This window comes from Mycobacterium sp. AMU20-3851, assembly GCF_043974665.1.
Classification (GTDB): Bacteria; Actinomycetota; Actinomycetes; order Mycobacteriales; family Mycobacteriaceae; genus Mycobacterium.
This window is the reverse complement of record NZ_CP146371.1, coordinates 2,606,127-2,630,164: the sequence shown is the minus strand read 5'-3', so window position 1 is coordinate 2,630,164 and position 24,038 is coordinate 2,606,127. Positions and strand designations below refer to the sequence as shown.

At 67.4% G+C, this 24,038-nt stretch carries 22 protein-coding genes; 13 read left to right on the top strand and 9 right to left on the bottom strand.

From position 1 onward, the window contains the following. Positions 1 to 34: 34 nt before the first annotated feature. Both V4U86_RS12555 and bfr read right to left on the bottom strand, forming a co-directional pair. Positions 35 to 2,083, bottom strand: a complete 2,049-nt coding sequence (locus tag V4U86_RS12555; protein WP_395312024.1) for an MDR family MFS transporter — start codon at positions 2,081 to 2,083, stop codon at positions 35 to 37. A 150-nt stretch (positions 2,084 to 2,233) separates the two neighbouring features. Continuing rightward, complete coding sequence (gene bfr / locus V4U86_RS12550; RefSeq protein WP_395311522.1) at positions 2,234 to 2,713, bottom strand: bacterioferritin; 480 nt, start codon at positions 2,711 to 2,713, stop codon at positions 2,234 to 2,236. Positions 2,714 to 2,976: 263 nt separating this feature from the next. Between bfr and V4U86_RS12545 the strand changes: the two genes are divergently transcribed. Both V4U86_RS12545 and V4U86_RS12540 read left to right on the top strand, forming a co-directional pair. Continuing rightward, complete coding sequence (locus V4U86_RS12545; protein ID WP_395311521.1) at positions 2,977 to 3,174, top strand: hypothetical protein; 198 nt, start codon at positions 2,977 to 2,979, stop codon at positions 3,172 to 3,174. Between the two features lie 4 nt (positions 3,175 to 3,178). Then, the gene (locus V4U86_RS12540; RefSeq protein ID WP_395311520.1) at positions 3,179 to 3,370 is read left to right on the top strand and encodes a (2Fe-2S)-binding protein; all 192 of its coding nucleotides are present in this window, start codon (positions 3,179 to 3,181) and stop codon (positions 3,368 to 3,370) included. Between the two features lie 4 nt (positions 3,371 to 3,374). Here the strand turns inward: V4U86_RS12540 and V4U86_RS12535 are convergent, their stop codons facing one another. Together V4U86_RS12535 and V4U86_RS12530 are read right to left on the bottom strand one after the other, a co-directional pair. Continuing rightward, positions 3,375 to 4,130 (bottom strand): enoyl-CoA hydratase/isomerase family protein, encoded by a 756-nt coding sequence (locus V4U86_RS12535; RefSeq protein WP_395311519.1) that lies wholly within the window; start codon positions 4,128 to 4,130, stop codon positions 3,375 to 3,377. Next, a complete protein-coding gene (locus tag V4U86_RS12530) occupies positions 4,127 to 4,837 on the bottom strand; it encodes a hypothetical protein (protein ID WP_395311518.1) in 711 nt (236 codons plus the stop codon). The genes V4U86_RS12535 and V4U86_RS12530 overlap by 4 nt, the downstream gene beginning before the upstream one ends. A gap of 96 nt (positions 4,838 to 4,933) precedes the next feature. On the opposite strand from V4U86_RS12530, the gene V4U86_RS12525 reads away from it, so the two are divergent. Further along, the gene (locus V4U86_RS12525; protein WP_395311517.1) at positions 4,934 to 6,934 is read left to right on the top strand and encodes an FUSC family protein; all 2,001 of its coding nucleotides are present in this window, start codon (positions 4,934 to 4,936) and stop codon (positions 6,932 to 6,934) included. 3 nt (positions 6,935 to 6,937) lie between these two features. Here the strand turns inward: V4U86_RS12525 and V4U86_RS12520 are convergent, their stop codons facing one another. Next, on the bottom strand, positions 6,938 to 7,561 hold the full coding sequence (locus V4U86_RS12520) for a PaaI family thioesterase (protein ID WP_395311516.1): 624 nt from the start codon (positions 7,559 to 7,561) through the stop codon (positions 6,938 to 6,940). A 123-nt stretch (positions 7,562 to 7,684) separates the two neighbouring features. On the opposite strand from V4U86_RS12520, the gene V4U86_RS12515 reads away from it, so the two are divergent. From V4U86_RS12515 to V4U86_RS12490, 6 genes are all read left to right on the top strand, one after another. Then, positions 7,685 to 8,296, top strand: coding sequence for a TetR/AcrR family transcriptional regulator (locus V4U86_RS12515; protein WP_395311515.1), 612 nt, complete (start codon positions 7,685 to 7,687; stop codon positions 8,294 to 8,296). A gap of 1 nt (position 8,297) precedes the next feature. Continuing rightward, the gene (locus V4U86_RS12510; RefSeq protein ID WP_395311514.1) at positions 8,298 to 9,353 is read left to right on the top strand and encodes a hypothetical protein; all 1,056 of its coding nucleotides are present in this window, start codon (positions 8,298 to 8,300) and stop codon (positions 9,351 to 9,353) included. A 19-nt stretch (positions 9,354 to 9,372) separates the two neighbouring features. Next, positions 9,373 to 11,061 (top strand): hypothetical protein, encoded by a 1,689-nt coding sequence (locus V4U86_RS12505; RefSeq protein ID WP_395311513.1) that lies wholly within the window; start codon positions 9,373 to 9,375, stop codon positions 11,059 to 11,061. 186 nt (positions 11,062 to 11,247) lie between these two features. Next, complete coding sequence (locus V4U86_RS12500; protein ID WP_395311512.1) at positions 11,248 to 11,406, top strand: hypothetical protein; 159 nt, start codon at positions 11,248 to 11,250, stop codon at positions 11,404 to 11,406. 9 nt (positions 11,407 to 11,415) lie between these two features. Further along, complete coding sequence (locus V4U86_RS12495) at positions 11,416 to 11,895, top strand: nucleoside deaminase (protein WP_395311511.1); 480 nt, start codon at positions 11,416 to 11,418, stop codon at positions 11,893 to 11,895. Continuing rightward, entirely contained in the window at positions 11,892 to 13,166 is a 1,275-nt protein-coding gene (locus tag V4U86_RS12490) for an alpha-amylase family glycosyl hydrolase (protein ID WP_395311510.1), read from the top strand. Before V4U86_RS12495 ends, V4U86_RS12490 begins: the two co-directional genes overlap by 4 nt. On the opposite strand, the gene V4U86_RS12485 is transcribed toward V4U86_RS12490, so the two are convergent. Beyond that, positions 13,163 to 14,485, bottom strand: a complete 1,323-nt coding sequence (locus V4U86_RS12485; RefSeq protein WP_395311509.1) for an NAD(P)/FAD-dependent oxidoreductase — start codon at positions 14,483 to 14,485, stop codon at positions 13,163 to 13,165. The two genes, V4U86_RS12490 and V4U86_RS12485, sit on opposite strands and share 4 nt — an antisense overlap. A 93-nt stretch (positions 14,486 to 14,578) precedes the next feature. Between V4U86_RS12485 and V4U86_RS12480 the strand changes: the two genes are divergently transcribed. The 4 genes from V4U86_RS12480 to V4U86_RS12465 all read left to right on the top strand — a co-directional run bounded on the left by V4U86_RS12480 (position 14,579) and on the right by V4U86_RS12465 (position 19,929). Beyond that, positions 14,579 to 16,750 carry an adenylate/guanylate cyclase domain-containing protein gene (locus V4U86_RS12480; RefSeq protein WP_395311508.1) on the top strand — a complete coding sequence of 724 codons (2,172 nt, stop codon included), beginning with the start codon at positions 14,579 to 14,581 and terminating at the stop codon, positions 16,748 to 16,750. Continuing rightward, on the top strand, positions 16,747 to 18,153 hold the full coding sequence (locus V4U86_RS12475) for a mechanosensitive ion channel family protein (protein WP_395311507.1): 1,407 nt from the start codon (positions 16,747 to 16,749) through the stop codon (positions 18,151 to 18,153). The genes V4U86_RS12480 and V4U86_RS12475 overlap by 4 nt, the downstream gene beginning before the upstream one ends. Positions 18,154 to 18,336: 183 nt before the next feature. After that, a complete protein-coding gene (locus V4U86_RS12470) occupies positions 18,337 to 19,332 on the top strand; it encodes an esterase family protein (protein WP_395311506.1) in 996 nt (331 codons plus the stop codon). Positions 19,333 to 19,485: 153 nt separating this feature from the next. Further along, complete coding sequence (locus tag V4U86_RS12465) at positions 19,486 to 19,929, top strand: hypothetical protein (RefSeq protein ID WP_395311505.1); 444 nt, start codon at positions 19,486 to 19,488, stop codon at positions 19,927 to 19,929. A 17-nt stretch (positions 19,930 to 19,946) separates the two neighbouring features. Here the strand turns inward: V4U86_RS12465 and V4U86_RS12460 are convergent, their stop codons facing one another. From V4U86_RS12460 to V4U86_RS12450, 3 genes are all read right to left on the bottom strand, one after another. Further along, positions 19,947 to 20,618, bottom strand: a complete 672-nt coding sequence (locus V4U86_RS12460) for a PAS and ANTAR domain-containing protein (protein ID WP_395312023.1) — start codon at positions 20,616 to 20,618, stop codon at positions 19,947 to 19,949. Positions 20,619 to 20,849: 231 nt separating this feature from the next. Further along, complete coding sequence (locus V4U86_RS12455; protein WP_395311504.1) at positions 20,850 to 22,268, bottom strand: APC family permease; 1,419 nt, start codon at positions 22,266 to 22,268, stop codon at positions 20,850 to 20,852. 303 nt (positions 22,269 to 22,571) lie between these two features. After that, the gene (locus V4U86_RS12450; RefSeq protein WP_395311503.1) at positions 22,572 to 24,029 is read right to left on the bottom strand and encodes an aminobutyraldehyde dehydrogenase; all 1,458 of its coding nucleotides are present in this window, start codon (positions 24,027 to 24,029) and stop codon (positions 22,572 to 22,574) included. Positions 24,030 to 24,038 lie beyond the last annotated feature (9 nt).

Genomic DNA, 24,038 nt, shown 5'->3' with positions numbered 1-24,038 from the left:
GCGTACGCCCGACAGCCACAGATTGGAACGTGTTCTAGTTTGTCGGTGCCGTATCGACCAACTCACGACCCTCGGTCCACTCCCGCTGCAGCACCATCCGGTGCGCTATGCGTTCCAGCGCCGCTTCGACCTGGGCCTTGTCCGGCCTGCCCTGATAGTCCGGGGCCTCGGCCAACCGCTGCACCAGTTTGCCCACCAGCGCGCCGATGGCGACCTCCACCTGACGGGCCCCGGCCTGGGTCAGCCACAGTCGGTCGCCGGTGCGCAGCGCGTAGCCGGTCTCGACGAGCCGGTCGAAGGCCGGTTCGAGGATCTCCGGCGGGATCCGTCGAGTGTCGGCGATGGAGCCGATCGAGGCCCAGCCGTGCACCTGGTTGTGCCGGTAGATCTGCACCGCGGCCCACAGCCGGGCCACATCGAGTTCGCAGCCCGGATGGTCGACGAGCTTGCGCAACCGGATATCGGGTGAGTCGCGAAAGGTCCTGCCCACTGCGAGTTCGAGGATCTCGTCGGAGGTTTCCATCACCGGCATGCCGAAACCGTCGCCGAGGTCGGCGGCCGAGGCTGCCTCCATCTCGCGCAGCGGAACCTCTTTGAGGAACAGCGACACCACGAACCCGAGGAACGCGACCGGTGCGGCGCACAGGAAAACCAGGCCCAGCGAATCGGCGTAGGCGCCCACGATCGGCGCCGCCACCTCGGCGGGCAAGTCCAGCAACGCCTTCGGGGACTCCGCAGCCGCCGGGGGTGCCCCGCTGGAGACCAGCGCCGGCCCGATACGGCTGTTGAGGAAGTTCGCGAACAGCGAACCGAAGATGGCCGCGCCGAACGAACTGCCGATGGTCCGGAAGAAGGTGACGCCCGACGTCGCCACGCCCAGGTCGGTGAAGTCCGAAGTGCTCTGCACCACCAGGACCAGTACCTGCATGCACAGTCCGATTCCGGTGCCGAGCACCAGCAGGTACAGCGACTGCAGCCAGACCGAGGTCTGGGCGTCCATGGTGGACAGCAGCACGAACGCCAGGCACATGGTCGCGGTACCGAGTACCGGGAAGATCTTGTAGCGCCCGGTCCGCCCGACGATCGAGCCACTGCTGATGGAGGTGACGAGCATGCCCGCCACCATCGGAAGCGTGCGCAGGCCCGACTCCGTCGCCGACACCCCGTCCACGAACTGCATGAAGGTCGGCAGGAACGTCATGGCGCCCAGCATCGCGAAGCCGACGATGAACGCCAGCACGCAGCACACCGTGAACACCGGGCTGGCAAACAGCCGGATCGGCAGAATCGGTTCCGCCGCACGGGTTTCCACCCAGACGAAGGCGGACAGTGCCACGATCGAACCGAGGAACAGTCCGATGATGACCGGCGATGTCCACGGGTATTCCGCGCCTCCCCAGCTGGTGGCCAGGATCATCGCGGACGCACCCACCCCGACCAGCGCGATGCCCGCGTAGTCGATGACGGGACGGCCGTGCCGCGCCAGCGCCGGGATGGCGACGGTGGCCACGACCAACACCACCGCCGCGACCGGGACGTTGATCCAGAACGCCCACCGCCAGCTGAGGTGATCGGTGAAGAACCCGCCGAGCAGCGGACCGATGACGGTGGTGACGCCGAAGACCGCGCCGAGGGCGCCCTGGTAGCGCCCACGGTCCCGCAACGGGATGACCTCACCGATCACCGCGGTGGCGGTGACCATGATGGCACCGCCGCCGATCCCCTGCAGAGCCCGCGCGGCCACCAACATCGACATCGAGTCGGCCAGGCCACACAGCACCGAACCGATGAAGAAGAACACCACCGAGACCTGGAAGACGGCCTTGCGGCTGAAAAGGTCGCCGAGCTTGCCGACCACGGCGGTCGCGATCGTCGAGGCCAACAGGTAGCTGGTGACCACCCACGACTGATGCCCGGCACCGCCGAGGTCGGACACCACCGTCGGCAACGCAGTAGCGACGATGGTCTGGTCGAGTGCGGCCAGCAGCATCCCCAGCAGAACCGCGACGAAGATGATGTTCCGCCGTTGCACGCCGACCGGCGGGCTGTTCTCGGCGGCCTTCCCGGCCACTCCGGCTTCCATGGACGTCACTGATTCCCCCATAGGTCGCCCCCGACCCATCAATTGTTAGCTTGGCTATCGAATATACGCCGAGCCGATGGAACCGCGGAACGGGCGCCGGTTACGCAGTACCCGAGCGAACCGGTGGGGAAACCGTGACGGCGGACGCCGCTACTGCGGGGGTCGCGACACGCACTGCGCGGAGTAGAGCTCCTCGCCGAGGGTGTTCATCAACTGCAGTTGGGTTTCCAGGTAGTCGATGTGGCTCTCCTCGTCGGCCAGGATCGACTCCAGGATTCCCGCCGAGGTGGCGTCCTGCTTCTCCCGGCACATGATGATGCCCGGCTTCAGCCGCGCGACCACCTCGTACTCGATGGCGAGGTCCGATTCGAACTGCTCGCGCAGGGTCTGCCCGACCCGGAGGGAGAACAGTCGCTGATAGTTCGGCAGGCCGTCGAGAAGCAGAATGCGGTCGGTGATCGTCTCCGCATGACGCATTTCCTCGAATGACTCTTCCCGGGTGTGGCGAGCCAATTCGGTGAATCCCCAATTGTCTTGCATTTTCGAATGCAGAAAATACTGGTTGATCGCCGTGAGTTCACTCGTCAACTGCTCATTGAGCAATTTCAGAACTTCTGGATCGCCTTGCATGTCGCTCCTAAGCACCTTGAGGGCTGGTCAAGTGTCGCTAAAGCCGTGCATGTCTGAATCTAGTCGAGTCACGGTGTCGCGGCGAGAGCAGCAGCGGCGGTTCGGTGACCAATTTCGACCCGCGTCGGCGAGCCATAGGTGAGGCTAACCCTAGTCAGAGGCCTAGTTATGGACTGGCTTGCCTTAGTTAGGTTACACTGACCTAACTTCGGGACGGTCGCCGACGGCGCCCCCGCCCCGACCCGGACGGAGAGGCAGGAACGGTGACCGGCGACTATTCACATTCGTTTCTTCCAGCCGTTTTTCCAATTCACCGAATTGCCCGGGAACGGCATTCCGCGCCGGACCATTTCCGCTTTGCCGAGGCCCGTGATTTCCGCCGATCGTCCGACAATTGTTCAGCCGGGACGAAAGGCGACCCGTCGACGAATTCCGCGCGGGTGACGGGCGAGGTGGCCTGAGCACATGTTCGTGTGTCTGTGCACCGGAGCCACCACCCAGGCCGTCCACGACGCCGTGGCCGCCGGCGCCACCACCTCCCGGCAGGTCGCCGACGCGTGCGGCGCGGGTTCGGACTGCGGCCGGTGCCGACGCACGGTGCGCGCCATCCTGGCGGCCTCACGCACCGTCGAGTGCCCGGTGCACGCGATGCACTAGCGGCTCAGCCGCGTTTGTCCACGAACGAGGCCAGCGCATCGACATTGGCCGCCTGGCCCAACAGTTCGGCGAACAACGCGTTCTCGCGCTCACTCGCCGCGGCGATCCCGGGGCGGATCGCAGCCATCATCGTCTGCTTGACCGCGAGCAGGCTGTTCAGTGGCCGGGCCGCCAGCACCTCGGCGTGCCTGCGCGCCTCCGCCAGCAGGTCCTCGGGTTCGCACACCTTCCACACCAAGCCCATTCGCAGCGCCTCGGTGGCATCCACCCATTCCGAGGACAACAGCAGCCATGCCGCGTTCTGTCGACCGATCAACCGCGGCAACAGGTATGAGGACGCCGCCTCGGGTGGGACTCCCAGACTGGTGAACGGGCATTTGAGCCGGGCGGTGTTCGACATGAAGGCAAGGTCCGCGTAGCCGAGGATGGTGGTGCCGATGCCCAGCCCGATGCCGTTGACCGCACAGATCAGTGGTTTGGGGAAGGCGGCGAGCGCCTCGATCATTCCGCGGAATCCGTGCTTGCCGGGTTGATAGTCCGGGTCGGTGACCAGCTTCTGCATCTCGACCAGGTCGTTGCCCGCGCTGAACGCCCGCCCCGCGCCGGTCAGCAGCACCACCGACACGTCCGGGTCGTCGGCCGCCGTCAGCAGCGCCTCGGTGGTGGCGTCGTAGAGCTCCTCGCTGAAGGCGTTGAGTGCCTCCGGGCGATTGAGTGTCAGCGTGCGTACCCGATTCTCATCGGCGATCAACAGGGTCACGGTTGCAGCGTAAGGGTCGGTGTCCACAGCACGTAGCGACTGGTCGGCACCGTGTCGATATCGCGATCGGCGCCGAACCGCGCAACGCTGGCCGCCATCCGCCCCATCCGGTCGGCCAGGTCGGCGTCATCGGCTGCCCCGAAGAACGCGTGCAGATCCGACACCGCTTCGATCGGGAACAGTTCCTCGACGATGGCGTCCACCCGGGGCGCGTCCGGGGTGATCGCCCGCACCACGGTGTTCTGCGTGTAGCCGAACGTCGCCTGGGTGGCGATCGCCACCGGCGTGTGGTCGATGTGCCAGCGCCGCAACCAGATTGCTTCATCCAGATCGTCGGGGCGACGCAGCAACGCGATATTGGCCAATCCGGGGGTGCGTGCGCTCGGCGCGGCGTCCGGGCCCGGGAGCGGGACCGACTCGGTCACCAGATAGGCGGCCATCTCCTGACACTCGGCGGCCAGCAGTTCCAACGCCTCGGTGAGCGCCGCACCGTAATACTGCTGGGTCCATATACTCACCACCGCGTACGCCGGCGGATCCAGCGTGGTCAGTGTCATCAGCGACGCGCTGACCGCCTCATCGCGAACATTGACCGTCAGGCCCGCGATGTCGAGCTCGGACAGCTCGGTGGCGACCCTCGTCCGCAACCGGGTGCACCACTGTTCGCCTGGGTTCGTCGCGCGCAGCACGACCATCACCTTTTCCACCAGCAGAACCTAACAATCGGCGGCGAATCGATCACCGCCCGATCACACCTCTGCGATCGCGCCTGACATACCGGCCGATCGGGCCACAATGGCGTGATGATCTTCGGCCGTCAGCTGCGACTGACGTTGTACGACGGCGGCGCCGTCCTGCGCAGCCTGGCCGGTGTCCTGGGGGTGGTGCTGCTGGCCAACGCCCTACATTCCCCGGCGGCCGCGGTGAGCACCGGGGCCGCGGCCATCGTCGCCGGCGCCAGTGCACTGCAGGACAGCCCGCGCAGCCGCTTCCCCACCGTCGTGATCGTCTCGCTGGAGATGGCCCTGGCCGCACTGCTCGGCGCGGTGACCGAAGCCAACACATTCGCCTTCATCGCGGTCATCGCCCTGTGGTGTGTGTTCGCCGGTCTTCACTGGGCCATCAGCGCCAATGCCGGGCTGGTCGCTGCGGCCGGGGCGGCTGTGATGGTGACCTCGGTCCCTGCCGAGCACGACGTCGGGTCGGTGCTGGCGGTGGTGATTCTCGCCCTCATCGGTGGTCTTCTGCAGGCCGCCTTGATCGTCGTGTGGCCCCAACGCCGCTGGCGCACCCAGCGCGCCGCGCTGACCCGTGCCTATCTGTCCCTGGCCGCCGACGCCGACCGGGTCGCGGTGGATTCCGACACCACCGTCGACCGGGAGCCGCTCATCCGGTTGCGGGAAGCGTTCACGGTGAGCGAGGCGCTGGCCAAGCGACGTCCGCCGATCTACCGCGGCTGGTACAGCCTGCCCGAGCGGATCGCCGAGTCGCTGACCGCGCTGGGGACCCAGGACGGCAAGGACGAGGCCGTGGCGCGCGTGCTGCACAGCGCATCCGAACTGCTGGTGATCATCGCGCATGCCCGGCGCCGCGCACGCTCCGAGCTGGCGTACGCGACCGGCCAACTCGACGGCGCGGCCACCGTGGTCCAGGGCAGCGCGCGGGAGGCTGCCATGCTGCTGTCCGCCCAGCTGCGCGAGGCGGTGGAATTGCGGTTCGGACAGTTCGAACCCGACCAGGTGGCGCATCTGCGCCGCACCGGCGTACCCGACGCGCTCACCGCGGTGAGCGGCCTGATGCGGGCCCAGATGGTCGGCAGCTCCCCCATCCTGCGGCACACGGTGCGCCTCATCACGGCCACCGCGATCGGGGTGGCGCTGTGGAGGTTCGCCAATATGCCGCACGGCGTGTGGATTCCGCTGACCGTGCTGATGGTGTTGCGCCCGGAGACCGCCCACACCTACACCCGGTGTGTCGGGCGGATCGTGGGCACCGCAGCGGGTGTGGCCCTGGCTGCCCTGTTGACCTCGCTGACCGATCCCACCGGTGCGGCCTCCGCGGTGCTGGCGGTGGTGTTCCTCGCCTGCGGCTACCTCACCGCCGAGATCAGTTACCTCGGGGTGAACATCGCGATCGCCGGGACCCTGGTCTTCCTGATGAACATGGCCAACACATCCGGCGCGGGCGCCATCGGGGATCCGCTACTGGCGGTGGTGACCGGGGGCGGGCTGGCCGTCGCCGTCCACGTGCTCATCCCCGACAACGCACTGGTGCGGCTGCGGCAGCGCGCCGGCGAACTGCTGAAGACCGAGATCGACTATGCGGCAATGGTGGTCAGAGCTTTCGTACACGATCTGGACCATCCGAAGGAGCAACTGGAAACCGCGTGGGGCCGGGCGGTGAGCGCCCGCGCCGCATTCGAGGCCACCGCCGGCGCCACCGGCACCGAAACCCGCACGCTGCGCCGCTGGATGCGCGCCTACCGGGCCGCGCTGAACTCCGTCACCACCTCGTGTGCCGCCCTGGAAGCGCATCTGCCGACGCATCCGCCGCCCAACCTGAATCGCGAATTCGTCGCTGCGGTGGACGATTACGTCAAGGCGCTGTGCGGCGACCCGGCCACCCCGGCGGCCCCCTGGAGCGTGGACACCGACGCCCTGCTGACCGCCAGCGCGAGCGTGCGCGAGGCCGCGGCGCTGCTGACCGACGACCACGCCGCCGAACGGCTGCTGGTCGGCGAGATCGGCAACATCACCACCGTGGTGACCGGGATCGCCGCCGGCGACATCAAACTCGGCAGCTGAGATTCAGTCCCGCGCCCATTTGGGCCGGATGAACACTCCCTCGGCTTGCACCGTGGGCCCTTCGGCATCCGAGATGAAGCCGGTGGCATAGGTTTTCACGCCTTCGGTACGTTCGGCGGCAGCCTCCACCCGCAACGCCCCGAGTCGGGTGGGACGCAGATAACGGAGGCTGATCGTCCCGGTCAGTCGCGGACTGGTTGCCGGACTGGCCGCCTCGCCGAGCATGTGATCGAGGATCAGCGCGGCCACGCCCCCGTGCACGTGCCCCGGCGGCCCCTCGTAGGCGGCGCCGAGGACGAAATCCGCCGACACGCTGCCGTCGGGGTGGTGCTGTACCGATAACGGCGGTGCGACCGGGTTGCGCAGGCCGATGACGGCGTTGCCCCACGGCATCCGGTCGCCCTGCGCGGTGAATCGGACACCGAATGAGCCGTCGATCTGCTCGCTGCGCAGGGCGGCCGTCGCGGCATCGATCTGCGCCTTCGCGGCGGCCACCGTCTCGGCGGCAGCGGCCGTGCGAATGGTCGCGTCGATGAGTTCGCGCACCGATTCGGTGAGCGGTCGGTAGGTCTCGCGCAGTCGTTCGACGTCCTCGGCACTGAGTTCCTCGACGGTGAAGTCCAGCATGGAAGAACTAGAACACGTTCTATCGGCGCTGTCGAGGTGGCCGTCACAACTTGCCGTACGGGTGTCATAGATAACCTGAGTTTTCGTGGTCATCTGTCTACGAAATCGCCTACGCTCTCAACCATGGCTGCACGCACACACAGCGCCGACCCGCGCGCCGAACGGGTCCGCACGCTTCTGCACGAGGCGGCGTTCGCCCTCGCCCACGAACACCCGGTCGACGAGCTCACCGTCGCCGTCATAGTGGGCCGCGCGGGCGTCAGCCGGCAGGTGTTCTACCAACACTTCCGGGACCGGGACGATGCCGTCGCGGCCGCATTCTCGGTGGCGTTCGAACAGGCCGCCGCCGACATCGGCGGGGACCCACGGGTACGCATCATGCGACTGTTCGACTTTGCCGGTGAGCACCGCGCGATGTACCGCAATGTGGTGCCCAGTTCGGTCACCCAACGGGTGGTCAGCGCCTTCCGCGCCGAATTGGCGCCGGCCTGCGCCGAGATCGCCAAGGCCGGCACGGGCCCGGGAGGCACCGTCACGCCCATCGCCGGACTCACCGTCGAGGCCGTGACCCGATTCTTGGTCGGCGGGTTCATGGAAGTGCTGCGGGCCTGGATGGAGGAGCCCATCGAAGAACCGGGTGTCCGCGACACCGACCACTTGCGCGACCGGGTGGCCGCCGCCTTCGACACCGTCAACGCGCTGCTCACGCTGCCCGACGCCGCGGCACGGTGCTGAGATGGGTAAGCACAACGCACTTCCGACCGCACCGCTCGCCCCGGAGCCGGCCCCCCAAGGACACGGCATCACCCGCACCCAGGTCCGCCAGGTGGCGCTGGCGATGGTCACCTTCGCCCTGCTGGTGCTCGCGATGATCGCCAGCTACGCCGGTGCCTTCGCCAAACCGACGCTGCACCACCTCGGGGTCGCGGTCGCCGGGCCCACCCAGCTGGTCGACGCCGTGGACGACCGGGCCGAACTGGACATCACCCGGGTCGACGATGACGCGGCCGCCCGTACCGCGGTGCTGGAACGCAGAACCGATGCCGCCTTCGTCGTTCAACCGTCGGGCCGGTTGGACATCTATGCCGCCGGCGGGGGCGGCCACAGCGTCGCAGCGGCCGCCGAGACCGTCGGGCGCGCGGTGGCGGGCGAAGCCGGCCTGACTCCGGTGGTCACCGATATCGCCCCGACATCGGCCGGTAACCCCTCGGGCACGGTCGAGTTCTACGCGATCATCTTCGTCTCCCTGGGCGCCTCCATCGGCGCCGCAGCCTTCGGTTTTCTGGTCGGCGCGGTCCGGCGGCCGTGGACCCTGGCGCTGCGGACCGTCACGCTGGTGACGTATGCGGCCCTGCTGGCCGGTGTCGTCACCCTCTATGTGGACGCCGGAATCGATGCCCTGAGCGCACATCCGTGGCAGGTGTTCGGGGCGCTGTGGCTGTACGCGATGGCCGTCGGCGGCGCGGTCACCGGCGTCTCGGCAGCGTTCGGCACCGTTGCAGCGCTGGCCGTGACCGCGTTCCTGGTGATCGTCGGCAATGCGGCCGCCGCCGGGCCGGTCGGCCTGCCCTTGCTGTCGGGCTTCTACACGGTGTTCAACGGCATCGTGCCGCAGGGCTCCGGGGTCGCCCTGCTACGCAGCATCGAGTACTTCGACGGGCACGGCGCCCTGACACCGGTTGTGACGCTGGCGATCTGGGCCGCGACGGGTGCCGCCCTGGCGGCCCTCGCCACCACCGTCCGGATGCCTGCGGCGCGGCGTTTGTGGCAACGGGTCACCGTGTACCGCTGAGGAGAACTATCGTTGCCGCATGAGCGAGCCGTACTACGACCTGGGGTCCTACTCCCGCCGGGTCGAGACGACTTCGCCGCAGGCTCAGCAGTGGTTCGACCGGGGACTGGTGTGGGCCTACGCGTTCAACCACGGCGAGGCGGTGCACTGTTTCGAGCGCGCCCTCGAGCATGACGCCGATCTGGCCATCGCGCGGTGGGGCATCGCCTACGCCGTCGGCCCCAACTACAACAAGGCGTGGGAGGCCTTCGACGCAGACGAGTTGGCCGACGCGCTGGCCCGAGCCCGCACCGAGCTGGCCGCCGCGGCCGGCGGACGCGCCTCGGCCACCGAACGCGCACTCATCGCCGCGCTGACAGCACGCTTCCCGACCGACGACCCGCTCGACACGGCCGCCCTGACCGCCGGACACCTGGCCTACGCCGAGGCCATGACAGCAGTGGCCGAGACCTGTCCCGACGATGTCGACGTGCAGGCACTGGCCGCCGACGCGCTGCTCAACGTCACCGCGTGGGCGTTGTGGGACAGTACAACCGGCCACCCCGCCGCGGGCTCCCGCGTGACTGAGGCCAAGACCCTGCTCGACGCCGCACTCACCGGCCCGGCCGGACGCAGCCATCCGGGAATCCTGCACCTCTACATCCATGCCATGGAGATGTCGGCGCATCCGGAGGACGCGTTGCCCGCTGCCGACCTGCTGCGTGGTCTGGTCCCCGACGCCGGCCACCTGCAGCACATGCCGAGCCACATCGACGTGTTGTGCGGTGATTACCGTGCGTCGGTGGTCGCCAACCAGGCGGCGGTCCGCGCCGACCGCCTGTTCGTCGACCGCTCCGGCCCGCTGAACTTCTACTCCCTCTACCGGGCGCACGATCTGCACTTCGTGGTCTATTCGGCCATGTTCGAGGGCAACTCCCGGATCGCCGACGAGGCCGCCGTCGAACTAGCCGCGCAGTTGACCCCGGACCTGCTGGCCATCGAATCGCCGCCGATGGCGGATTGGCTGGAGGCGTTCGTCCCGCTGCGGGTGCACGTGCTGGTGCGGTTCGGCCGCTGGGACGAGTTGATCTCGTTGCCTCTGCCCGAGGACCCCGGGTTGTACTGCACCACCACGGCCACCCTGCATTACGGTCGCGGCATCGCCTACGCAGCCACCGGCCAGTTACCTGCGGCCCGCGCCGAACAGGCTGCACTGGCTGCGACGTACGCACGCATCCCGGAATCCCGCTACCTGTTCAACAACACCAGCCGCGACATCCTGGCCATCGCGGTGGCCATGCTCGACGGCGAAATCGCTTACCGAGAACAACGATTCGAGGAAGCGTTCACGCTGCTGCGGCACGCCATCGCGCTCGACGACGCGCTGCCCTACGACGAACCGTGGGGCTGGATGCAGCCGACCCGGCACGCCTACGGGGCGCTGCTGCTCGAGCAGGGCCGGGTCGAGGAGGCCGCTGCGGTGTACGCGGCCGACCTGGGATTGGACGACACCTTGCGGCGCTCCTGTCAACACCCCGGAAACGTCTGGAGCCTGCACGGATACCACGAATGCCTGCGCCGGTTGGGCCGCGACGCCGAGGCCGGGATCGTCGCCGGGCAACTCGAAATTGCCCGGGCCCGGGCCGACGTCCCGGTGCTCGCATCCTGCGCTTGCAGGCTTGACGTCAGCCTCGATGTCACCACTGGGCCGACCTCGTGTTGCGATTGAATGAATTTGCTTGGCTCACAATGTGTCATATCCAGCATTCCGGGCCGGGAGCGCCTACTCTGAGCGGTAGCAAGCGGTAATGGGGGGCTCGCACAATCTGGGGTGGTGTGCCGCCGTCCGCTGTGGAGAGGACGCCCGATGACGTGCGAACGCCATGCAGAAGAACCCTTATTCGCCCTCGTCCGGATGATCCGGGGTGCCGTCGAGGACCCGGTGCGCTCAGCGGGTGGCAACGACCGCGACGTCGAGGCGATCGCCGTCGCGGCCGCCTACGCGGCGTGGTGCTGGGGGGCAGCACCATCGGCCGACGTCGAGCCGCCCGGCTTGAACCGAATGCCCGCGTAGACTGCCGGTGTGGCGATCAGCGACGAAGACCTCGAATATCTGCGTCGCTGCGTCGGACTCGCCCGCACTGCCCTCGACGGTGGTGACGAGCCGTTCGGCTCCCTGCTCGTCGACGAGGACGGCGCTGTCCTGTTCGCCGATCACAACCGGGTAAAAGGCGGCGACGCGACCCAGCATCCCGAGTTCGCCATCGCCCGGTGGGCCGCCGAACACCTGTCCCCGGCGCGGCGCGCCGCCGCCACCGTGTACACCTCCGGTGAGCACTGCCCGATGTGCTCGGCCGCGCACGCCTGGGTCGGGCTCGGACGGATCGTGTACGCGGCCTCGGCCGAACAGTTCGGCCGATGGTGTGCCCAGTGGGGTGCCCCGGCCTCCCCCGTCGCGGCGCTGCCCATCGGTGTCGTCGCCCCAGGCCTCGTCACCGACGGGCCGGCACCGGATCTCGAGGACGAGATGCGCGCCCTCTACGAAGCGAAGTTCCGGCCGTGACCGATCCGGACTGGGTGCGTCACGTCATCTGGTGGCATGTCTACCCCCTCGGCTTCGTGGGTGCGTTCCCGGCGCAGCCCGCGCCGACCGCCGACCAGCACCGGCTGCTGCGCATCATCGACTGGCTGGACCACGCGGTCGAACTCGGCGCCTCCGGGCTGGCGCTCGGACCGGTGTTCGCCTCGCGCACACACGGTTACGACACCACCGACCATCGGCGTCTCGACCCTCGGCTGGGTACCGACGCGGACTTCGACCGGCTCATCGAGGAATGTCGCCGCCGGGGTCTGCGGGTACTGCTGGACGGCGTCTTCAACCACGTCGGCACCGACTTCCCTCGCTACCGCGACGCACTGGGCGGCGGTTCGGGTGAATGGTTTCGCCGCGGCCGCAACGGTTTCGCCACTTTCGAAGGCCACGGCGAACTGATCGCGCTCAACCACGCCAACCCCGAGGTGGTGGCCTACACGGTCGAGGTGATGGACCACTGGCTGAGCCGTGGCGCCGATGGCTGGCGCCTCGACGCCGCCTATGCGGTGCCGTCGTCGTTCTGGGCGAAGGTGCTGCCGCAGGTACGGGACCGTCACCCGCAAGCCTGGTTCGTCGGCGAGGTCATCCACGGCGATTACCCAGCCCAGGTGCAAGCCGGGGCCCTGGACTCGGTCACCCAGTACGAGTTGTGGAAGGCGATCTGGAGCAGCCTCAACGACGCGAACTTCCACGAGCTCGACTGGGCGCTGCAGCGGCACAACAGTTTTCTGCAGACGTTCATCCCGCTCACCTTCGTCGGCAACCACGACGTCAGCAGGATCGCCAGCCAGCTGACCGATATCCGCCATCTCGAGCACGCACTGGTGCTGCTGCTGACCACCGGTGGGACGCCGAGCATCTACGCCGGCGACGAGTGGGCCTGGTTGGGCGTCAAGGAGGAACGCGCCGGTGGCGATGACGCGGTGCGACCCGAGTTCGGGCCCCGGCCCGACGGCCCCGACGACACCCTGTCGCTGCACCAGTATCTGATCGGACTGCGCCGCAGGAACGCGTGGCTGCACACCGCGACCACCGAGTCACTGCAGCTGAGCAACGCCGGTTACGTCTACCGGACGGGGACCGGGGCCGACTCCCTCGTGGTGGCCCTCAACATCGGCGATACGCCGTTGAGCGCGGACCTGCCCGAACCGGGCCGGATCGTCGCCGGATCGGGCGCCCCGCCGCCCGACCGGGTTCAGCACATCGTGGTGCCTCCGCACGGCTGGGTGATCGTGGACTAGGAGTCGTCTTTGGTCCAGGTGTAGGGCTGTTCGGGTACGCCGCGGTCGCCCAGCATGAAGGCCCGGTGGTAGCGGCCGGCGCGGGCGATGGTGGCCAACCAGGTCGCCAAGGTGCTGACCCGGTTGCGCACACCGGTGAGAAACGCGATGTGGATGAATCCCCATCCCAGCCAGCCCAAGAACCCGGCGATGCGGATCGGCCCGACCTGCAGCAGGGCGTTGCCCCGGCTGATGTAGGCCGCCGACCCCAGGTCCCGGTACCGGTAGCGGCGGCGCGGCTTGCCTTCCATCTCGCGGCGCACACACGCGGCGACATGCAGCCCGCCCTGCATGGCGTTCTCGGCGACCCCGGGCAGATCACCGCTGCCGACGAGATCGCCGACCACGAAGATCTCCGGAAATCCGGGCACCGATAGGTCCTCGGCGACCATGATGCGTCCGGCCCGGTCGGCCTCGGCCCCGAGCACCTCGGCCACATGCCGTGCGAACGGCACCGCCTCCACACCCGCGGTCCACAGCACGGTCCGGGCCGCGTACTGCTCGGCCGGTCCGCCCGACTTGGGCGTCACCGTGACCCCGTCGCGGCCGACGTCGGTCACGTGCACCCCCATGTGCAGTTCGACGCCGAGGGTTTGTAGTGTGCGGGCGGCCTTGTCGGCCAAGCCCGGTGCGAAAGTCTTGAGCACCCGCTCGCCGCCGTCGAAGAGCAGCACCCGGGCGTCCTCGGGCGCGATGCTGTGGAACTCGTTGGCCAGCGTGCGGGTGGCGACCTCACGGATCTGGCCGGCGATCTCCACGCCGGTCGGTCCGCCACCAGCGACCGCGAAGGTCAACCAGCTGTCCCGCTCCGGCCCGGGGGCCAGCGTCTCGGCGATCTCGAATGCGGTGAACAGCCGCTGCCGGATGCACAGTGCGTCATCGAGGGTCTTCATGCCCGGTGCCCACTCGGCGAAATGCTCGTTGCCGAAGTAGGACTGCTTCATCCCGGCGGCCAGCACGAGGATGTCGTAGTCCACCGTGAATGTGGTCTCGTCCGGACGCATCGCCGTCACGCTGCGGGCGTCGGGGTCCAGCCGGACTGCCTCGCCGAGCAGTGTCCGCACATTGCGGTGTCGCGAAAGTTCCTCCCGCAGAGACCGGCTGATGTGCCCGATGCTCAGCGTCCCGGTGGCGCACTGATACAGCAGTGGCTGAAAGAGATGTCCGGCAGCGCGGTCGAGCAGAGTGACGTCCACGTCGGCGCGTCCGAGCCGTCGGGCGCAGAACAGGCCACCGAAACCGCCACCGATGATGAGCACCTTCGTGCGATCAGTACGCATCGCTCCCACGGTAGCCGCACTCCGCAGGCGCGCGCTGCCATGTTTGCCAAGCACAACCCCGAATTTGTCCGGCCGGGTTAAGCTCCCCGACTGATGACGACGACAACTGAATCCCGCCCCGAGGTCACGCGTCCCGGTGCGGACTCGCCCCGCCGCCGCAGACGCACGCTTTCCCGGATGAGCATCCAGTCCAAACTGTTGATCATGTTGCTGGCCACCAGTGTTTTGTCGGCCTTGGTCGTCGGCTTCATCGGGTACCAATCGGGCCGGAGTTCGTTGCGGGAAGCTGCGTTCAACCGACTCGACGAGGTGCTGACCGCACAGACCCGCCAACTGGAGGCCGAATTCCGCTATCTGCGCGAGTCACTGGTGGTCTACACCCGCGGCTCCACCGCCATCGATGCCGCCCGTGCCTTCACCGCCGGGTTCGACGATCTCGCCGACGCCACCATCACGCCCGCTCAGGACAAGTCGATCGTCGACTACTACCGGCAGCAGTACGCCGAGGTGACCAGCGAGGCAACCGGTCAGGAAGTCGACGTCCGGGGCATGCTGCCCACGTCGAACGCGCAGAAGTACCTGCAGGCTCACTACACCGCCCCGCACACCGACTGGGACGACGCCATCAAGGTCGATGACGCCGGCGACGGCAGTCCATGGTCGTCGGCCAACGCACGGTTCAACGATTTCTTCCGGCAGATCGTGAACCGCTTCAAGTTCGAGGACGCTCTGCTGCTCGATACCCGGGGCAATGTGGTCTACTCCGCCTACAAGGCTGCCGATCTGGGCACCAACATCCTCGCCGGTCCGTTCAGCGGCGGCGATTTGACCCAGGCCTACCGCAAGTCGCTGGAGACCAACGTCGTCGACTATGTGGGCGTCACCGACTTCAGCAATTACCAGCCATCGGCGGCCCCGACCGCCTGGCTGGTCTCCCCCGTGGGCGCCGCCGGTCGCATCGACGGGGTACTGGCGCTGCAGTTCCCCACGTCCGGGGTCAACCGGATCATGACGATGGGCGGAAACTGGGAGGCTGCCGGGATGGGGACGACCGGGGAGACCTTCCTGGTCGGTCCGGATGGCTTGATGCGCTCGAACTCTCGACTGTTCGAGGAGAACCCCGCAGAGTTCGAGAAGCGCGCGATCGAAGCGGGTACGCCGCCCGATGTGGCCAGGCAGTCGGCGACCTCGGGCGGCAACATCCTGGTTCAGCCCGTGACCGATGATGCCACCCGCCGGGCGTTGCAGGGCCAGACCGGCACCGTCGTCGAGGATGACTATCTGGCGCGCGAGGCGTTGCAGGCCTATGCGCCGGTGGACCTGCCCGGACTGGACTGGGCGATCATCGCCAACATCGACAGCGAGGAGGCCTTCGCGCCGGTGGCGTCGTTCACCCGCAATCTGGTGTTGTCCACCGCCGGGATCATCTTCGTGGTGTCGATTGCGGCAATGTTGTTGGCGCGCCTGTTCATCCGGCCTATCCGCCGGCTGGAGGCCGGGGCCGAGCAGATCAGCTCCGGGGACTACGGGGTCACCGTCCCGGTCCAGTCCAAGGACGAGTTCGGTGACCTTACGGTCGCATTCAACAATATGAGCCGCAACCTCGCGATCAAGGAGGATCTGCTCAACGAGCAGCGCCAGGAGAACAATCGGATGCTGCTGTCGCTGATGCCCGAGCAGGTGGTGGCCCGCTACCGCGAAGGCGAGGAGACCATCGCCCAGGATCATCAGAACGTCACGGTGATCTACGCCGGCATCTCCGGCATGGACGAGTTGGCCGCCGATCTGAGCGCCGACGAGGGGCTGGAACTGGTCAACGGGTTGGTCCGGCAGTTCGATGCCGCCGCCGAGAGTCTGGGAGTGGAGAAGGTTCGCACTCTGCACAACGGGTATCTGGCCAGCTGCGGGCTGAGCGTGCCGCGGCTGGACAATGTGCGGCGCACGGTGGACTTCGCGATCGAGATGCAACGCATCATCGATCGTTTCAATGGTGAAACCGGTAACCGGCTCAGGCTGCGCGCGGGCATCGACACCGGCACGGTCACCAGCGGGCTCATCGGCCGATCCAGTCTGGCCTACGATATGTGGGGCGCCACAGTCGATCTGGCCAACAGCGTGCAGAGTGGTTCGCCCCAACCCGGTGTCTACGTGACGTCGCGGGTGTATGACGCGATGAACGACACCCGCCAGTTCGTCCCGGTCGAGGCGGTCAATGTGTCGGGGCTTACCGAACCGGTGTGGCGCCTGTCGGAGAACCGGGCATGACCGAGCTGCTGGACACGAACTGGTTCTATTGGGCCCTCGGGGTGTCGCTCGGTCTGCCGGTCACTCTGATTGTATTGACCGAGGTGCGGAATACGCTGGTGCGACGCGGAAGTGGGCTGGCGCGCGCGGTCGGGCTGGTGCGCAACTACATCGTGCCACTCGGGGCACTGCTGGTGCTGTTGGTCAAGGCGAACGAGGTGTCCGCCGAGGCGACCCCGGTACGGGTGATCGCCACCGCGTTCGGTTTCACGGTGCTCATCCTGCTGCTGTCCGGGTTCAACGCCACCCTTTTCCAGGGAGCACCAGAAGGCTCCTGGCGCAAGCGGATTCCGTCGATCTTCCTGGACGTGACACGCTTCGTCGTCATCGCCATCGGCCTGGCGATGATCCTGTCCTACGTGTGGGGCGCCGATGTGGGCGGGCTGTTCACCGCGCTCGGCGTCACCTCGATCGTGCTCGGCCTGGCACTGCAGAACGCGGTCGGCCAGATCGTGTCCGGCCTGCTGCTGTTGTTCGAGCAGCCCTTCCAGCTCGGTGACTGGCTGGACACTCCGTCGGCGCGCGGCCGGGTGGTCGAAGTGAACTGGCGGGCAACCCATATCGACACCGGCGGCGGCGGTCTGCAGATCATGCCCAACTCGGTGCTGGCGGCGGCCTCGTTCACCAATCTCAGCCGGCCGGCCGATGCGTACTCCATTTCTGTCACCAGCGTTTTCGGGTTGCAGGATGCGCCGGACGAGGTTTGCGCGATGCTGGCCCGGGTGGCCGGCACGCTGCCACAGGTACGGCCCGACGCCAGCACGAAAGCAGTGGCGGTCGGCGGCCAGGAGTACAAGACCACGATCCCGCTGCGGTCACCGGCCGATGCCGGGGCGGCGCGCGCGACCTTCCTGCGCTGGATCTGGTACGCCTCGCGGCGTGCCGAACTGCACCTCGACGAGGCCGAGGACGATTTCGCCGGTCCCGAACGGGTCGCCGCGGCGATGCGCGTGGTGGCCACCTCGTTACGGCTCAACCCGGGTGAACTCGCCGAGATCGCCCCGCATATCCGGGTGACCCGGTACGGGACCGATGAGACGGTGCAGGTTCAGGGCGAGGTGCCGGCCGGCATGACGTTCGTGGTGGGCGGCCGGATCCGGGTCGTCAGCCGACGGGACGACGGTTCGGTGGTGGTCGTCGGCACCTTGGAGTCGGGTGATTTCCTCGGCCAGACGACGTTGACGCGGGAGTCGGTGCTCGCCGGGGCGCACGCACTCGACGAGGTCACCGTGCTGCAGATCGGACGCGATCAGCTCGAGGATCTCGTGATGCGCAAGCCGGCGCTGCTGCACGAGATCGGCCGCGCCATCGAGGAGCGCCGGGAGACGACGCGTCGGGTGCTGGCCGCCGCGGACACCCGATAGCGACGAAACCCCTGGCCCGGGGACCGGCGCGGGTCTCAACGCCGAGTCGTAATCGTTAGCAACCCGCGATCAGGGCGCGCCGCGTTGTTACGCGTGTGACTGATGTGGCGCATGGTCAACTACCTCACGAAGAAAGCAACGGCGATTGCTTAACACGTGAAGAAAGGTGGGTTGGTTGCCGTTATGAAGTTCATCAGAAACATCCGTGGCGGATTGCTACGCAGGGCGGCGGTGCTGGCCGCTTCAGTCCTGGTGCTGCCCGGGCTGATCGGCTTCGCCGGGGGTTCGGCGACCGCTGGGGCGTTCTCACGCCCCGGCCTGCCCGTCGAGTACCTCGACGTGTTCTCCCAGTCGATGAACCGCAACATCCGGGTGCAGTTCCAGGGTGGCGGACCGCACGCGGTCTACCTGCTCGACGGTCTGCGCGCCCAGGACGACTACAACGGCTGGGACATCAATACCGCCGCATTCGAGTGGTACCACGACTCGGGCCTGTCGGTGATCATGCCGGTCGGCGGCCAGTCCAGCTTCTACTCCGACTGGTACCAGCCGTCGAAGGGCAACGGCCAGAACTACACCTACAAGTGGGAGACGTTCCTGACCCAGGAACTGCCTGCCTACCTGGAGGCCGCCAAGGGCGTCTCGCGCGTCGGCAACGCGGTGGTGGGTCTGTCCATGGCCGGCAGCGCATCGCTGAACTACGCCATCCACCACCCGCAGCAGTTCATCTATGCTGCATCGCTTTCCGGCTTCCTCAACCCGTCCGAGGGTTGGTGGCCGATGCTGATCGGGCTGGCCATGAATGACGCCGGCGGCTTCAACGCCGAGAGCATGTGGGGCCCGTCGTCCGATCCCGCGTGGCGGCGCAACGACCCGATGGTCAACATCAACCAGCTGGTCGCCAACAACACCCGGGTGTGGGTCTACTGCGGCACCGGTACTCCGTCGGATCTCGACGTCGGCGCCAACGGTGCCAACCTGATGGCGGCCCAGTTCCTGGAGGGCTTCACGCTGCGCACCAACGTCAGCTTCCGCGACAAGTACATCGCGGCCGGTGGCACCAACGGCGTGTTCAACTTCCCGCCGAACGGCACCCACAGCTGGGGCTACTGGGGCCAGCAGCTCCAGATGATGAAGCCGGACATCCAGCGCGTGCTCGGAGCTCAGGGCGTCGCCTAGTGCGCGACTGAATCACCAAAACCCAGGAAGCCTGCCGTCTCCCCCGAACGGCAGGCTTCCTGCTTTGGTGCGCGGGATCGGCCACCGGGCGAAAAGTCCCGCGCCGGGCAATGGTTCTCGGGTGATCCTCGGTGTCGGCCCTACAGTGAGCCAATGTCAGCCGATGACGAGCGCGCCCCGACGCTGCATGTCCAACATCGCGTCGATCCCGGAGCGCTCGCGCTGGCCACCGTCGGTGGTGCGGTCGCCTTCATCTTCGCCGGTGAAGACTGGGATGTGCTGGCCGTCGTCATCGGACTGATGTTGCTGCTGATCCTGCTGGCCCACCATCATCCCGCGCCGACCGGCCGCACCCCGCGGGCCTGGTTGCTACGCGGCGCATTCGGGGCCACCACCGGACTGGCGTTCTCGATAGCCGTTGCACCGGCGATCCAGTTCGGCATCATCGGCCCGTACTTCCACAGCGAAGACGACGAGGGCTATTCATTCGACGCGTGGCACACGACCGTGGCGTTGTCCGTGGTCTGGTTGGCTGCCACCGTCCTGCTGGCCGTGTTCGAGCCGCGAATCGCGCGGTGGCTGGACCGGCCGCGCTGAAGGACCCACCGCTCGGTTCAGCCCGGTGCGTCCTGGTCTCCACCGTGGTCGTCGGACCGTGCGATCCGCAGGTGCGCCGTCATGAGCAGGTTGTCGAACGCCTCCCTCTCGGGAAGCTGATGCCCTCCACCGACGCACATGAAATCCGTCATCAGTTGCTCGGCAAGGGCACGGAGCTTGACGTTGGTCTCCTGGGACCGCCACCGGAGCAACGCGAACGCGGCATCCGCATCGATGCGGTACACCACACACAGAACCCCTTTGACCTGCTCGATGATGGCACGCTGGTCGGTGATCTCGGCGACGGCCTCGGTGATCAACTCCTCGCGTCCCGGTGAGACATCGATGTAGAACCCCTGGGTACCGACGACCTCCCCCTCATCCTTGATCGGCTGGCTGACGACGAGGACCTCGCGGATCTCCCCGGCGACAGTGATGATGCGGTGCCGCGTGCAGAAGGCCCGATGCGTCACGAGGATCTGACCCAGCGTCGCGGCGACCCGCTCGCGGTCCTCGGGATGCTTGTGCCCGAGCACCACCTGGGTGGTCGGTCGAGCGGTGCCGGGCTCGTACCCGTGCATCATCTCGACTTCCGGCGACCACTCCCACCGTTCGTCGGCAAAGAAGAACCGGTACCAGCCGATGCGGTGCGGAATCCCGCCCGCCAGCGCCTGCTCCACCGGCGTCATCTCGACTGCGTCACCCGCGCTCACCACAGCAATGTAATGGATCGAGACCGCCCGGACGCCGAGAAAGCGGTGGACTCGGGGTCCCGCTGCTGCTTAACGCGACTGCGCCCCTCAGTCGAGTCCACCTGGCGGAAACCGGCGCAGCCGACCAAACAAACCGCCTGCAGACTGTGTCCCCCGGCTGGCAGGAAGTAAACCTGAACCGCACGGAACTTCGCGGGGGCGTCCCGATCAGTCCCGGGCGTTCGACTCGGCACGGTCGCGCCGCTGCACGAACCACCACAGCACGACACCGGCGGCCAGGATCGACAGCGCGATACCCAGTTCGAGCATCCCGCCGTAACCGGTGACCGAGAACCCGGTCGCCCCGACCACCAGCAGCACGCTGAGCAGAACCGCGAGACCGATCGACAAGGGCACGAAGACCCGGGGCAACCTGATCGGACGCACCGCGTCCGGCCGGTCCTTGCGCAGCAGTGCGAAACCCGCCACCGCCAGCACGTGCGCCAGGATGTAGCCCAGATTCCCGGTGACGATGATCGCCAGCGGCTGCTGGAGCACCACCAGCAGGACGATGTTGAGCACCAGCATCACGTTCAGCGCCCGGACGGGTACGCCGCGGCGGTTGAGCTTGCCCATCGAGCGCACCGTGATGCCCTCCTTGCCCATGTTGAACAGCACCCGCGAAGCATCGGCGACCGACGTCAGCATCACGAGCAACAGCGACGCGATGAGACAGAGCACCATGACGTCGGCACCTGCCCCGGTCAGTTGGGAGAAGCTCGCCACGAAGAAGGTGGACGGGTCCTGCGCGATCGCCTCTTCACCGGCGAATCCACCGAGGGTCAGCGGCACCAGGAAGAACACACCCAGACAGAACAGAGCCGACGCGCGGATCGCGCGGGAGGTATCGCGCACCGGGTCGCGGTACTCGGATGCGAAGGTGGCGCACACCTCGATACCCAGCGTCGTCCACGCCATCACGTAGAGCCAGACGATCGCCGTGTGCAGCCCCTCCAGCCCGTGCAGATTCCATGTCAGCTCCATCGGCGCCCAGTCGGCGTTGAACACCGGGAAGAAGATGAAGACGGCCAGCGGGATCATCAGGATCGCTGCGGTGACGTAGACGAACACCATGGTGACCCGGACACCGATGACGTTGATGCCGTACAGCGCGAAGATCACGATCAGGCCGATGAGGATCGGGAAGCTGAAATGCAGGGGGCCCAGATCGAAGGTCCACTGCTGGTCGGGAAACCACTGCGATTGGACCAGCAGACCCGTGAATGAACCGTAGGTCGCCAGATTGGATCCCCATGGCAGCCAATAGCCCACTCCCGCCAGCGGTGCGAACCACGGCACTCGCTTCTTCCACGCTTCTGCGGCAAAGCCGGAGATTCCGCCGGATGCGTTCGGGAACATGGCGGCCAGTTCGATGTAGATCCAGTTGACGGCCAACGAGATCGCCATCGAGATGGCCCACAGCACTGCGGCGCCCCAACCGCCGAGACCGGCGATGGAAGCACCCAATGTCGCCACGAGAGCGGCGGGCATCGTCATGGCCATCGCGAAGCCGTCGAACCACCGCATCTTCCGCGGGAGCACCTCGTCTACCGAGTGCAGTGCTGTTGCATCCCCATTGGGCGTCATCCAAGTCCTCCAGAGCGTTCGGTCGTGAACCTCGGCGATCACCAGACTTCCGGTGCGGAAGCTGCGGGAAACGACTCACCGCGTGTGCCGAAACATACGGTAAATGATGGGGACCGGCTTCGCAGTGCGAATGGAACGAAAAGCATTGAGCAACTTGCTTCTTCGGCGATGGCTGGGCGGAAAAGGTGCCGCCGGGACCGTCCTGGGCGCAGGACGAGGGCCGGCGCGATACCCGGATGCGCCGGGCAGCACCGCTGCCGAGAAACGCTATTGGCTAGTTAAGTGGCTGCGGGACAGTAATTTTCAGGACGGTCGGAACGAGTCGTGCGCGGCCCGTGCTGCGTGCTTGACCATGATGTGCCGTGCCACGGTGTACTCGGCCACCGCCGCCTGGCTCATGTCCTTGCCGAAACCACTGGCCTTCACCCCGCCGTGCGGCGCCTCCGATGCGATCGGCAGGTGGTCGTTGACCCACGTGACGCCGGCCTCGATGCAGTGGGCTGTCCGCAGTGCGCGCGCCACATCGCCGGTCCAGACCGAGGAGGCCAGCCCGTAGCGGGAGTCGTTGGCCAGCCGGACCGCTTCTGCCTCGTCGCGGAACGGCAGAACCACCAGCACCGGGCCGAAGACCTCGTCCTGGACGATCTCGGAGGACTGCTCGGCACCGGTGATCAAGGTGGGCGGGTAATAGGCGCCGGGACCGTCGGGCAGCACACCGCCGGCCCGGACGGTGGCACCCGCCGCAACCGCGCGTTCGACGAAACCGTGTACCCGGGCGCGATGTTCGACGCTGATCAGCGGACCGATATCGGTCGAGGACCGGCGCGGGTCGCCGACCCGGATCTCGCCGAATGCGGCGGCCAGGCGATCGACGAGATCGTCGACGATCGCCTCGTGGGCATACACCCGGGTGGCGGCGGTGCAATCCTGGCCGGAGTTGTACGTCGCACCCATGGCGATACCGTGCGCCGCATCGTCGAGGTCGGCATCCTCGAACACCAGACACGGTGCCTTGCCGCCGAGTTCGAGATGCACCCGCGCGCCCCGCAGCGACGCGGTCGACATCACCTGGCGTCCGGCACGGGTCGACCCGGTGATCGAGACGAGCTGCACCCGCTCGTCGGCGACCAGTGCTTCGCCCACCGCCTGGTCACCGGTCACCACCTCCAGCACGCCCGGCGGGATACCGGCCTCGATGGCCAGCTCGGCGATGTAGAGCGTGCTCGTCGGCGTCGACGGGGCCGGCTTGACGACGATGGTGTTGCCCGCGGCCAGGGCTGGCCCGATCTTCCACAGTCCCATGATCATCGGGAAGTTCCACGGTGCGATACCGACGACCGGTCCCACCGGCCGGCGCACGATCATGGAGGTGTAGCCCGCACTGAGCAGGCCCGCGCCGGTCTCCTCCAGCGAGCGCCCGGCTCCTGCGAAGAAGCGCAGGTTGTCGGTGCCGAACGGGAGCTCCCCGTCACGAAAGACCGCCTCCGGTTTACCGGTTTCGGCCACCTCGATCGCCGTCAGCTCGGCGGCGTGCGCGTCGATCAGGTCGGCCCAGCGCAGTAGCACTCGCGCGCGCTCACCGGCGGTCCGGCGAGACCATTCCGGGAAAGCCTCCGCCGCGGCGGTGACGGCCTGCGCGGCCTCCTCGACAGACGCCTCGATGATGGTCGCCGTCGGCGTCCCGGTCGCCGGATCGATCAGGATCCGCTCGACACCGGAACCGGCAACTCGAACACCGCGGTGGAATCGTCCTGCGGACATGCCCATACT

Excerpts from the sequence above, each read along its gene's own strand:
- V4U86_RS12475 (WP_395311507.1), top strand. The coding sequence starts at position 16,747 with ATGACCGAGCTGCTGGACACGAACTGGTTCTATTGGGCCCTCGGGGTG.
- V4U86_RS12460 (WP_395312023.1), bottom strand. The coding sequence starts at position 20,618 with ATGACGCCGGTGGAGCAGGCGCTGGCGGGCGGGATTCCGCACCGCATC.
- V4U86_RS12525 (WP_395311517.1), top strand. The coding sequence starts at position 4,934 with ATGATCTTCGGCCGTCAGCTGCGACTGACGTTGTACGACGGCGGCGCC.
- V4U86_RS12555 (WP_395312024.1), bottom strand. The coding sequence starts at position 2,083 with ATGGAAGCCGGAGTGGCCGGGAAGGCCGCCGAGAACAGCCCGCCGGTC.
- V4U86_RS12520 (WP_395311516.1), bottom strand. The coding sequence starts at position 7,561 with ATGCTGGACTTCACCGTCGAGGAACTCAGTGCCGAGGACGTCGAACGA.
- V4U86_RS12470 (WP_395311506.1), top strand. The coding sequence starts at position 18,337 with ATGAAGTTCATCAGAAACATCCGTGGCGGATTGCTACGCAGGGCGGCG.
- V4U86_RS12515 (WP_395311515.1), top strand. The coding sequence starts at position 7,685 with ATGGCTGCACGCACACACAGCGCCGACCCGCGCGCCGAACGGGTCCGC.
- V4U86_RS12455 (WP_395311504.1), bottom strand. The coding sequence starts at position 22,268 with ATGACGCCCAATGGGGATGCAACAGCACTGCACTCGGTAGACGAGGTG.
- bfr (WP_395311522.1), bottom strand. The coding sequence starts at position 2,713 with ATGCAAGGCGATCCAGAAGTTCTGAAATTGCTCAATGAGCAGTTGACG.
- V4U86_RS12465 (WP_395311505.1), top strand. The coding sequence starts at position 19,486 with ATGTCAGCCGATGACGAGCGCGCCCCGACGCTGCATGTCCAACATCGC.
- V4U86_RS12510 (WP_395311514.1), top strand. The coding sequence starts at position 8,298 with ATGGGTAAGCACAACGCACTTCCGACCGCACCGCTCGCCCCGGAGCCG.
- V4U86_RS12500 (WP_395311512.1), top strand. The coding sequence starts at position 11,248 with ATGATCCGGGGTGCCGTCGAGGACCCGGTGCGCTCAGCGGGTGGCAAC.
- V4U86_RS12480 (WP_395311508.1), top strand. The coding sequence starts at position 14,579 with ATGACGACGACAACTGAATCCCGCCCCGAGGTCACGCGTCCCGGTGCG.
- V4U86_RS12450 (WP_395311503.1), bottom strand. The coding sequence starts at position 24,029 with ATGTCCGCAGGACGATTCCACCGCGGTGTTCGAGTTGCCGGTTCCGGT.
- V4U86_RS12505 (WP_395311513.1), top strand. The coding sequence starts at position 9,373 with ATGAGCGAGCCGTACTACGACCTGGGGTCCTACTCCCGCCGGGTCGAG.
- V4U86_RS12540 (WP_395311520.1), top strand. The coding sequence starts at position 3,179 with ATGTTCGTGTGTCTGTGCACCGGAGCCACCACCCAGGCCGTCCACGAC.
- V4U86_RS12485 (WP_395311509.1), bottom strand. The coding sequence starts at position 14,485 with ATGCGTACTGATCGCACGAAGGTGCTCATCATCGGTGGCGGTTTCGGT.